General features: G+C 57.5%; 8 protein-coding genes, 1 tRNA gene and 1 rRNA gene. 4 read left to right on the forward strand and 6 right to left on the reverse strand.

Translation table 11 applies throughout. The features are described from left to right. Positions 1–738: 738 nt before the first annotated feature. Positions 739–1,941, forward strand: coding sequence for a tyrosine-type recombinase/integrase (locus AAFN88_RS16870; RefSeq protein WP_347521596.1), 1,203 nt, complete (start codon positions 739–741; stop codon positions 1,939–1,941). Between the two features lie 22 nt (positions 1,942–1,963). On the opposite strand, the gene AAFN88_RS16875 is transcribed toward AAFN88_RS16870, so the two are convergent. Beyond that, a complete protein-coding gene (locus AAFN88_RS16875; RefSeq protein ID WP_347521597.1) occupies positions 1,964–3,001 on the reverse strand; it encodes a hypothetical protein in 1,038 nt (345 codons plus the stop codon). A 451-nt stretch (positions 3,002–3,452) separates the two neighbouring features. On the opposite strand from AAFN88_RS16875, the gene AAFN88_RS16880 reads away from it, so the two are divergent. The 3 genes from AAFN88_RS16880 (at position 3,453) to AAFN88_RS16890 (ending at position 5,868) form a co-directional block, all read left to right on the forward strand. Beyond that, on the forward strand, positions 3,453–4,046 hold the full coding sequence (locus AAFN88_RS16880; protein WP_347521598.1) for a hypothetical protein: 594 nt from the start codon (positions 3,453–3,455) through the stop codon (positions 4,044–4,046). 88 nt (positions 4,047–4,134) lie between these two features. Further along, positions 4,135–4,380 (forward strand): helix-turn-helix domain-containing protein, encoded by a 246-nt coding sequence (locus AAFN88_RS16885; RefSeq protein WP_347521600.1) that lies wholly within the window; start codon positions 4,135–4,137, stop codon positions 4,378–4,380. A gap of 336 nt (positions 4,381–4,716) precedes the next feature. After that, on the forward strand, positions 4,717–5,868 hold the full coding sequence (locus AAFN88_RS16890) for a hypothetical protein (protein ID WP_347521601.1): 1,152 nt from the start codon (positions 4,717–4,719) through the stop codon (positions 5,866–5,868). Between the two features lie 17 nt (positions 5,869–5,885). Here the strand turns inward: AAFN88_RS16890 and AAFN88_RS16895 are convergent, their stop codons facing one another. From AAFN88_RS16895 to rrf, 5 genes are all read right to left on the reverse strand, one after another. After that, complete coding sequence (locus AAFN88_RS16895) at positions 5,886–6,707, reverse strand: hypothetical protein (RefSeq protein ID WP_347521602.1); 822 nt, start codon at positions 6,705–6,707, stop codon at positions 5,886–5,888. A gap of 3 nt (positions 6,708–6,710) precedes the next feature. Beyond that, positions 6,711–8,066 (reverse strand): hypothetical protein, encoded by a 1,356-nt coding sequence (locus tag AAFN88_RS16900; RefSeq protein ID WP_347521603.1) that lies wholly within the window; start codon positions 8,064–8,066, stop codon positions 6,711–6,713. A gap of 71 nt (positions 8,067–8,137) precedes the next feature. Then, positions 8,138–10,219: an N-6 DNA methylase gene (locus AAFN88_RS16905; RefSeq protein ID WP_347521605.1), complete on the reverse strand. Its 2,082-nt coding sequence runs from the start codon at positions 10,217–10,219 to the stop codon at positions 8,138–8,140. A 433-nt stretch (positions 10,220–10,652) separates the two neighbouring features. Next, a tRNA-Met gene (locus tag AAFN88_RS16910) sits at positions 10,653–10,729 on the reverse strand. A gap of 208 nt (positions 10,730–10,937) precedes the next feature. Then, a 5S ribosomal RNA gene (gene rrf / locus AAFN88_RS16915) occupies positions 10,938–11,053 on the reverse strand. Positions 11,054–11,345: the final 292 nt, after the last annotated feature.

The raw sequence follows: 11,345 nt of genomic DNA on the forward strand, positions 1-11,345 counted from the left end.
TCTCTTCCCCCTACGCGCCTGAGCAGGCCAGCTGCGGACCGCACTTGATTGCGTGAATGGTGTTGGTCCTAGAGCTTCGAATTGCGGACGGCCCGTTCGGTAGGATCCTGGCATCCGCTCCCCAAGTCATTGGTCGGCAATTCGAACTGACGGATTGAGTGCTTTGCCTTGGCTGCGGACTTTGAGGCTGTGATAGGACAGGCTCGCTTGCCCGCGGGCGGTATCCGCCATTGGTGTGCGCATCTGAGTTTTTGGAGTTTGTTCTTTTGGGTGTCAAAAAGCCCCGTCCGAATGGCGGGGCTTTTTGTTGGTTGCGGGGGCAGGATTTGAACCTGCGCAGTCTGCGCTCGGGCTGTTCGCCCGTGCTCGACCTTCGGGCTAAAAACCTTCCCCCGGAAGGTTTTCTTCACGCCCTCAGCCTTCAAGTTATGAGGGGGTTCAGAACCACAGGAGGGCACAGGTTCAGATCCTGACCCCACCAACAAAACACCCCGCCGGATTGGCGGGGTGTTTTGTTGGTTGCGGGGGCAGGATTTGAACCTGCGACCTTCAGGTTATGAGATAGTTGCGGCACCTTACGCCAAGGCCACCACCACCTGCGCCACACTACGTAATGCCCTGATACTGCTGTCTTTTCTCTGGACACCAACGACTCTCAAGACTCATAGTCTTCGCCACAGATTGCTTCCACGGCGCTTCCATAGCGCTTCCAGAGAGACCCGTACAGGAACCAGATACATGGCGAGACTGACCAAGCGAACCGTCGAGGCCCTGCCTACCCGCGAAGGCGATTACATCGTCTTCGACGACGATGTGAGCGGCTTTGGCGTCCGCGTCCTGCCCAGTGGTAAGAAGACCTACATGGTCCAGTACCGCAACGGCGGGCGCACCCGGCGGATCGCCATTGGCAAGCACGGCGCCGTGACGGCGGACCAGGCCCGTACCCGCGCCAAGGAGCTCCTGGGGGCCGTGGCCGGCGGCGACAACCCCGCCGAGGAGATCAGCCGCCACCGCCAGGCCCCGACCGTGGCGACGGTCTGCGACCGCTTTCTAAGGGACTACGTGGCCCACCGCTGCAAGCCGACCACGCAGCGGGAGTATCGCCGCTCGGTCGACCTCTTTATCAAGCCGGCCATCGGCCCCTTCAAGATCGTCGACGTGGCTCGGGCCGATATCGCGAAACTGCACCATAAGCTGCGCGACAAGCCCTATCAGGCCAATCGGACCCTTGGGGTCCTGTCCAAGATGTTCAATCTGGCCGAAGTCTGGGGGCTGCGCCCCGATGGCTCCAACCCCTGCCGCCATGTCGAGAAGTATAAGGAGCGCAAGCGCGAGTGCTGCCTCTCCTTGGAAGAGATCGCGAACCTCGTTCGGGTGCTCGATAAGGCGGAACAAGAGGGGACGGAAACCCCCTTTGTCGTGGCCGCCTTCAAGCTCCTGATCCTGACCGGCTGCCGCCTGAGCGAAATCCAGACCCTCAAGTGGAGCTACGTCCAGCCGCCCTATATGATGTTGCCAGAGAGCAAGACCGGCGCCCGGAAAATCCCCCTGCCCGAACCGGCCCAAACCGTGCTTAGCGACCTGCCCCGCGACCCGGAAAACGAATACGTGATCCAAGGGGCCATCGAAGGGCAGCACGTCACCGACCTACAAAAGCCGTGGCGCCGGATTCGCAAGTCGGCCGGCCTGGACGGTATCCGCATCCACGATCTGCGGCACACCTACGCTTCGCACGGGGTGATGCAGGGGCTGAGTATTCCCATGATGGGCAAGCTGCTGGGGCACACGCAGATACAGACGACCATGCGCTATGCCCACTTCGCAGATGATCCGGTGCGGGAAGCGGCCGCCCAGGTGGCCGGCATCCTGGATCGGTCATTCGCACCGCCCGCCAAGCCGACCCCCGCAGCGAACGTGGTGCCCTTCCCGAAACGCGCGTAGGGAGCTGAATGGCTAGCCATACTCATTCGTCGAAAGACTCCGCGAATTCCTCGAGGATCGAGTCAGACGTATGTGCAAGATGCTGCATTTTAGACAGCTCTTCGATTTGGCTGTTGGCAATAAATGAGCAACTATTCGACATGGGTCCGCGCTCTAGCAGCGAGAAAACTGGCCTCAATATTTCGCTCTTTACCTTCTCTCTTCTCTCATCCGGCGCGACTATATGGAGCGCAATATCCATGTTTGGCTGGAGGGCCAACAGGTCCGCCATGCGCAGGAGCCCGCTGTATACGCTTGTGGTCTGCTCAACCTCAAATGCCCGGCGAATCGAGCGACGACTTAGCCAGATAACATCGATGTTTTGTATCGTGCGGAGGGTAACGTCGTCGTAGTTCAATGGGAGGCGGCTGAGCAGCTTTGGCCGTAGGTCTGCCGACAGTATTTGCTCGACTGCGCCCCGATCCGAAGCCGGTATCCATACGTTGAAGCCCATGAGGGCGCCAATCCTTGCCAACGCGGCTTGAGTCTGGATGGACGTTCGGACCTCCTTGCCGTCGGCTGACGAACGGTGCACCGCCTCCGATTGTTCCTCCTCCTCGCGATCCGGAACCTCTACCTCCACTTCGCCTTTCTCTGTCTTAATGACCGCCCGCTGGCGCAGCTTCCGCTCGTCTTCTTTAGTTAGCGGATACAGAGTCGCCTCGGCCTTTTGTCGCTTCACTAGTTCGAGTAGGAACCGGCCGTCCTTTGCAGGGATCTCACGGAGGGATGCGCGGAAGCCAATCGATTGTGCCCAGCCGAAGGAACCAAGCGGTACACCATCTGTAAGGGAGAGGCTGTTCCACACCTCTGGCACCGTTATCGGAACTGACTGTTCGATTGGCAAGGTGACGATCGGCTTCACCTTGAACCGAACAACGAATGGATCATCGCTCTCGTAGAAGATGGGCGAATCGTCGACGTATGGCTTGCCCTCGATGCTCAGGGCTCCACACCAGCGAGATAGGCCGACGAGGTAGCACAGAAAGATCGTCCCAGGCCTCCCGCGCTCCTTGGCCAACTTGTGTTGCCGCAGCTTGAACCCCGATACATCCGACCCATGCTTGAGGAATTGGTCCCACGTGTGTGGGGTGAACAAATCCAATAGATACCTGTCTGACATTGGCTCCCCCGAGAGCGTCTAGCGCAGCCTCAGACCCAGTCGCGCACGACATACGTATGTATGTCTCCGTTCTGCCGCATCCCCTGCGACCTGCCAGACGCCGCGACATTGACGTAGGCAGCGAATCGCCGCATCTACGTTGTGTTACCTTACGTAAGGGTCCATGGCCCTTCGCTGCCGGTGGCCCCATAACGTAACATAAGCTTACATGTGCTTATCTGTGTCTGACACCCCTCCAACCCTTCCGACTTGGTTCTGGCAGCATGGCCGGAACCTGAGCGCCGCTCTCAAGTTATTCCCCCATCCGGACCTGCTGAGCCGATACGAGAAGGCCCATAGTGAGTCCCTCTTGGAAGAACTGCATCGCGTTGCCGACGCCGGCCCCACAGAAGACCCTACGGCACTGTTCCGGGACCTGGGAGCCCAGGCGGGAGCCCGAGTGGAAGCTGACCGGGCGCTGAAGGAAAACCTTCTTCAATACCTTGCCAGTGGCGCCGTGGTGGGCTTCGGCTTCGAGGCACCTCGGCGGCTCCAAGACAGCGCCATAGCCATTCCCAATGGGGCCTGGTCCGGCTTCGTGGGTTGGAGTCAGTCCCAATTGGAGCACCAGGGAATCCGTTTTTTAGAAGTCAGGGTCATGCCTGCCCACTGGGAAGAGCAGCTAAAGAGGCGCTGGCACGACCAATTCGCCCCAGCGCCGGCCGTGAAGACGCGTGGCCCCGAAGGGACAGCGCGACAGATCGCGGAAGCCTATACGGCTCTCAAAGAGGCAGGCCAGATCGATTTCGAGGCTTCGATGCAAGCGCTCTACCCGCGCGTCCGCCATTGGCTCATGGCGCACTACCCGCAAGCCGGCTTTAGCGACAGCAAGCCGCATGATGAGACCTTGCGGAAAACCATATCGCCGCTCTTTGCCGGAGACTGCGGCAAAGGACGCCAATAGTTCCAAATCCAAACCATTGGAATATCCATTGGACTGATCCGGCCCCACTGTTCCCCTCAGCAACGCCAATCGTTGAGGAGTGGAATCCATGCAGGCCGCGGCGCCCTCTGTCAAAATCGAGCAAGATCCCGATCACCTTGACCGCCTGATCAATGAGAACGAAGCAGCGAACTTCCTAGGCTACACCGTTCGTGCGCTCCAGAACTGGCGCCTGCGTGGTGGTGGTCCTTCCTTCGTCAAGGTGTCCGCTCGGTCCATCCGGTACCGCCGGCGAGACCTGATCGCCTGGGCGGATGCGCGGGCCGTTGCCAGCACCTCTGCATACGGCCGCTGAGGCGAGCGTGACAGGCCGGCGGAGCCACAGGGTTTTGCCCTTGCGGGGTCGGCAGCACCGCAAGGGATTTTGGGGCCGGAAGGCACCAAGAGGGGCGCGGAGCCATCCGCGCCCCTTCTCCCTGCCCTCTCCGGCGCCCTCAGAGCCAATAGAGGGCTCTACCTGTCTCCCCGGCCCTAAAACCCAAAGCTGCCCCTGCGCGGAGCGCGCAACCCAACACATCCGGCCCGCAGGGCCGGCCCTAACCCCCTTCTGAGAACCACGCCCGGAAACCTAGAGGGGGGTCCTTGTAGCACCCCCCTCTGGAACTACCCGGGCGTAATGGAGAGTAGAAACATGGAATTGCTGTACAAGGGTTTCGACGGCCTGGAGATCGCGTTCAATGCGCAGATATCGGAAGCGTTCGATACGGCGCTTGCCGAAGCAAAGGAGGCTGCTTCAAAGGCAATGGAGCCCCACCTCCTCTACTTCAACGATACCCCCATACATGTCGCCGAGACAGGATCGCGCGGTGGCTATGCCTACCGCTGCGATACGGGGCCGGACGGGGCCACCTGGTTCTTCAAGCGCCCCAATCGTGCCGACGGCTGGGGTGTTCGGGTCTCAGTAAAATCACTACCCCTCGCGCTCTACGGCCTCGGCGGCGTCCGCGCCCGGCTCTATGCCTTCCTCGACGCCCTCGGCATCGAAGCCCGCCCCGGCTGCGAGAGCATCGGGCGCGTAGACTACGCCGTGGACGTCCTGGCGCCAGATTTCATTCTCAATGGAGAAAGCTTCGTCATGCATTCCCACGCAAACCGGGCCGACCACTTTGACGCTCCGCCTTTCGTGCAGCATGGCAAGTCCGGGCGCCTAACCTCAGTTACCATCGGTAAGATGCCCGGCCGCCAAGTCATCGTCTACGACAAGCGCGAGGAGGTCGTCGCCAAGCGCAAGGTCGAATGGTGGGAAATCTGGAACGCGGGACGGACCCGACAGGGCCAGCCGCTGCTCGACCCTGGGGACCGCGAATCGTCGCAGGTCTGGCGGGTGGAGCTTCGCGCCGGGAAGAAGCATCTAAAGGAAAGCTGGGGTATCACGACTTGGCCGCAGTTTGACGACCAGATCGGCAAGCTCTTCCTGAAGGCCCTAGAGGCCGTCCGCTACACGCTTCCGCAGGCCGACCGCAACCGCTCCCGCTGGCCACTGCATCCGCTCTGGAAGCTCACTGAGAACGAGGTTTCTGATGACCTTTATGAAATGATCGCGGAAGCTGACCCGGTACTGGTCAAGACAGTGAAGCGCCAAGCACACTACGACATGCTCATATCGCAGATCACGGGGCTTGTTGCCTCTATCGGCGCACTTACTGAGGTGAAGAGCGGCCAGGAAGCTGAACTAGTGGAGAGCATCCGGCGCGAGATTGTGCAAACTGCAGCCCGACAGCCACGCCACTTCGCACGGAAGATGGAACGTGCAGCCGCCCGATATGCATTTATCAACAGCTAGCCCCACTGTCGGCCGCCTTAATTCCGCAAACAATCAAGAAACTTCATCACAATCCTATATGCTGGCTCGTAAGTCGCAAAAGCCTGTTCGTGCGGCTGCAGTTCTCCATGCAATAGCGCATTCCGCATGGCATAAATAATCTCAATCATCGCTGCAAAAAGCTGCTCATCACTGCAACGGAACTCGACATCTCCTGCAGCGATGCAATCACCATCCCCTGCAAACAAATCTGTAAACGGACGCGGGTTGCAGCGTTTGTAAAGATTCAACAGGCTTGCCCTTTGCGCCAACGAGATCCAAGCGTACTGCTCATGTACCTGGAGCCCGTCGACGCTGTAAGAGTCTTGCTCAATCTCGGCCCGAACGTCGGCGGGATCGTTAACTGCCCGGACGGTACTTTTCCATCGGCCGTTTGCCTTCTCAACCCGATATCTCAGCCCATATGCATCGAAGCTCTGCGGCACCTGAACCCCGCGCCCCAAACACACCGCCCGAAATGAAATGCGCTCAACCTGTTCCTCCCGCAGAATCTCGATATGAAAACTGTCTAGGCAAACGTGAAGATCGCGCACGAGCAGCTTGAATTTCTGCGCCGGCTCAGTGTCTGGAAGCACGTTCCCATGTCCGTCGGTCCTGACCGGCTGTAATAGCGGGACTATAGAATTACGAACTGGATTTGGCCGATCCTTCACATAACGAAGGGCTTCAGAGTCCCTACGCTCTCCGGATGCCTCGCGATACCATGCATTGAACGAAGCCCACGCTTTCACAAAGGGTCCGATGTAGTCAATCTCAGCACGCTCGAGCCACAGGCGGGCGTTCTCCGGCAAATGCGGCATGGATCAGCCCTCCACTTCATTCAGGAACTGCCGCGCCGCTACATCACCCTTCTCCACAGCGATCTCAACTGCGTGCTTTGCGACATCGCAAAGATGGATAGCACGGCGTTCCGCTTCAAAAGACTCAAGGACGAAGTCGCGAATTTCTTGCTGCACTTGGTCCGGTGCGCGCCAGATGACGAACTCATCGATATCGGTTGGATAAAGCTCGATTTGCCCCGACGATCCCTTGAGGTGTCGCTCTACCTGCATTTGTCCAATTCGGCTGTTGAGAAAGACCGAAAGGTATATTGGATCGATTCCGTCTGCTCGGAGCACCGTGACATGGTTGTCTGGAATTGCCTTGTCTTGCCGAAGGTAAGGCGCAGCTCTTCCAATTGTCCCCACCCCTGTCCCATTAAGCAGAAGGTCGCCCTCCTCTATGAGAACCCCAGCCAGTGCCGGATCGGCCGTACGCGCACCTTCAATTTCAACTCTATTGATTCGGACATGCCTTGAGTTAACCACCGGCAGCCCCGCATCCGAGTAAGTCGGTTGATTGCCGCGAGCATTCATGGAGAGAATGTCGCCGAAACGGACTGCCTGCCCCGTATCCTCGACATGCGCTATCAGACCTTCAAATCTCGGCGCGAAGAATTGTGCATCTAGCCTTCTTGCGTGTCGCACCTCTGCAGCCGATGCAGAATAAGTGAGTGGATCTGGTGGAGACCAAGTTGCCAGCCCCAAAGCCTCAATTAGCGCCTCTTGAGCCTGCCGCTGATTCGCTTGGACATCGCTCCAGGCGGACTGTGAATGGCCAACCACAGCTTCAATATCATCCTGCAGATCGTCACCAGCAACATACACAGGCAAAGTGCGCAGATTCGCCAGACTGATGTACGGGTTCATCTGCTCTGTCTTCTGTCGCTCCGCAAAAGCCTGCCCCACGCGAGAACTCAGATATGCGGCTAGGTAAGCTGCTCTGACTCCCTCTTTGGGAACCAGAAGAGCGACATCTTGATTAAGGGCAAGAGGGACCACCGGCTCGTCAATCCAGGGATACGCCTGGCAGATGCGGCGCTTGATCGTACAGAGAACCGTCCCCTTCTCTATCCGAAGGCTGGAGAACTCTCTTTCATACTGTGATTGCGTCACTCTCTTCAGTTTGTCTGTATGGAACCTGAGAGGACCAACGCATTCCACAGTAACAAAGCCGACATCGCCCAAGTCCACGTCATGGAGATAGGGTGTATGTCCGGATGCGACACGCAACGTAACTTCCTGAAGCGGTCGCACACTCGTCCGGCCAGCGATCTGCAAAAGCTTTTCTGCATTGGGATATGCAGCAAAATCGGCGTCCAGGCGCTCTGCCTGTTGCATCTCACTGATGCGGGCTACGCGGACTTGAAGCCCCTCCGTCAGTGCCCTAAAGCGGTCACTGTCGAAGGGGCCTAGCGAAAAAAACTGAAGCCTTCCTTCTTAGCGAACTCTACAAAAGCCTCCGCAATGCCATCTTGCGTGAGCCCTTCATGGTTGTAGAGATCATGCGCGACGATAAAATGACCGTGCGTGTCTCGCTTTAGAGAGCCGTCTGGTTCGCGGACGTAGACCTTCTCCCCACGATTGTTAACCGACTCCGTACGCTGCGTTGCAAAGAATATATTGTAGTCATCCACGCGGGGGCAGAGCGGGCCAACAGAAGGATCATCATTCCATTTTTGTACAAGAAGCACACTGGTTTTTGTTCCGGTGTGCGGCTTAAATGAATTGAGATGAAGACCCACAACACCGAGAACTCGGCACCGCTCCATAACAAACTCACGCACCCGACGATCACCGATATTGTTGAAACGCCCCTGCGGCAATACGATAGCCATCCGACCACCGGGCCTTAAGAAATCGAGGTTGCGTTCAATAAATAAGAGGTCCCGACCAACGGCGCGCTCCAGCTTGCCATTTAGCTTATGAGCAAGCTCATATCGCACTAGTAGGTCGCTCTGCTTTATGTCTCCAGCAAAGGGCGGGTTCGCCATCAATAGATCGAACTGGAAATGCCTGTAGTCCCCGGTTCGCTTCGCGCGGAGTCGGCGGAAGCGCGAGAAGCCAGCACCATAGGTGTCATTCCAGTCATCTTGCTTGGTTGTCTCGTCCCACTTCGTCCAGTCAAGCGTATTGAGGTGTAGTACGTTCGTTTCACCATCCCCTGCAATTAGGTTGAGGCACCGAGCCACTCGGACGCTTTTCTCATCGAAATCGATCGCAAAGACCTTCTCTCTAACATAGTCCGAGCAACGCGCTGGCTTTTCTTCCATCGTAAAAAGATGTGACTGGGGCAGACCTAGGTCATCAATGATCTGATGCCAGACGTGAAACATCGAGTGGACGGTGAAGCCCGCGGAGCCGCATGCGGGATCTACGACTGTCTCATGTTCTTGCGGATTCAGCATCCTCACGCACATGTCAATCACCCAACGCGGCGTAAAATATTGACCCTTCTCCCCTTTCGCTGACTTGTTGACAAGGTATTCGAATGCGTCATCTATTACATCAAGGTTCGAATTAAAAAGCTTCCATTCCTCGAGCGATCCGATGCACACCTGTAGATGATCGGGTGAAAGTTTGATCCTATCGTCATCTGGAAAAACGCCCGGCCACTTCTTTCGTGCATCGTCAAACAGACTCTGCATAGCGGATTTGAGTTGACTCGCGGTGTTGCTGTTACGAAAGCGTAAGTATCTGTATGTTCCGCGATAGCAGGCCATTTCGTCATATAGTTTCGTGAAAATCAGCTTGAAGACTTCCTCGAAGACGTCGACGCCTGCGTTGGCTAACACCTCGTCCTCAAGGTCTACGACAAGGTCCCGAAGAGACCGGGCCTTTGTTCCCTTACGTTCGCGTGCCTGCTCCTTTTGGATGAGTGTCTCGATAGTCCACGGTTGGTCGACAAGGTCTTCGATCGTTTGACTTGCAGTCGGCAGCTCTGGCAATTCGACGAAGTAGTTCGGGTTCTTACGGTGCCAGACTATTGCTTGCGCGCCGTTGCTCCACAGGGCTAGCGGTGCGCCGGTAGCGTGAGTGTAGGAACGTAGCTGCTCCTTCCCGTCCTTAAACTTGGCCTGCTTCACTTCGATAATGACATATGGGACCGTCGGTCGGTCTGCGTCGAAAACAACAATGTCCGCTCGCTTGGAAGTATCGCGACCGAAGGTGATTGGGTACTCAACGGCAATCCGCGCCAACGGATAGCCGTAGCGATTCATTAGCCTTGCGATCCATAACTGGCGAACAGCCTCTTCAGGCTTCGCGAGAATATCCTTCTTTCGAATCGGGCAGCGGAAATAGAGCCGATCGTTCTTATCGATAAGAAGGGCGTCAATTTCGGAAAGCTCAGTTTGATCGAAGGGCTCTAGGGGACTCTCAGATTCCGATGCCGCGAATAGTTCCTGTACCCTCATTGCAGGCCCCTCAAGTTCATAGTTGTTATGCAAAACCTCGCCGCTGGCACGCTTGCCCTTAAATCTCAGCTCGGTCACGCGCACATCTCCGGACGTATTCCATGTTTCCCTTGGCCGCCTGGGCGAATCGGGGAAACTGTCTCAGGCAGATTGCTACCGTAAGTCGTTCATAGACTATGGGGAAGGTTGGGACTTACAGCATTCATCCACAGGCCGCTCATTACGTCTCTCCACACTGCTTCCGCCTTGCTTCCGGTCAAAGAAAAACGGCTTAGCCTTTTTGGGCTAAGCCGTTGATTTATTTGGTTGCGGGGGCAGGATTTGAACCTGCGCAGTCTGCGCTCGGGCTGTTCGCCCGTGCTCGACCTTCGGGCTAAAAACCTTCCCCCGGAAGGTTTTCTTCACGCCCTCAGCCTTCAAGTTATGAGGGGGTTCAGAACCACAGGAGGGCACAGGTTCAGATCCTGACCCCACCAACAAAACACCCCGCCGGATTGGCGGGGCGTTTTGTTGGTTGCGGGGGCAGGATTTGAACCTGCGACCTTCAGGTTATGAGCCTGACGAGCTACCGGGCTGCTCCACCCCGCGTTATGGGTGGTTGGTGTTGTTTTTAGTATTGGGCAGGTTTGGCCTTGGAGGAGGGCCTGCCCTCCGGAGCCTCCGGGGTAGGAGGGTGTGTCGGAGTTTGTGTGGTGATTGTCAGCTGAGCGGCAGGGTCTTCCGCCGTTTGGCTTTGCCAAACGTCTGTCGGCCCCATCGTCGCTGCTTTGCGCTGCAAAGCAGCTGTGCTTGGAAGACCTGGCGGCGACCTACTCTCCCACGCCTTAAGACGCAGTACCATCGGCGCTGAGGGTTTTCACGGCCGAGTTCGGGATGGGATCGGGTGTTGAACCCCTCGCCATAGCCACCAGGTCGTCTAAGCACAGCTGTTTCGCCTCCGGCGAAACAGCGATGAGGCCGACAGCCGTTTACCGGAGGCAAACGGGGAAAGGCCTGCTGTTGCGCCAAAGGGCTGTCGGGTCTTCCGCCGCATTGCGCTGCAAAGCGGCGACATCGAAGGTTTTGAGTTCTCTGTCCGGGATCACCCCTTTCGCCATTTGCCTGTCGGCAAACGGCTGTCGGGGTCATCGCCCTTTGGCTTTGCCAAAGGGCTGACTTACCGCTGGACGTGGCGGCGTTTCGTATCCTCCGTTTGCTTTCGCAA

It is taken from the genome of Pelagibius sp. CAU 1746 (genome assembly GCF_039839785.1).
GTDB lineage: Bacteria > Pseudomonadota > Alphaproteobacteria > Kiloniellales > Kiloniellaceae > Pelagibius.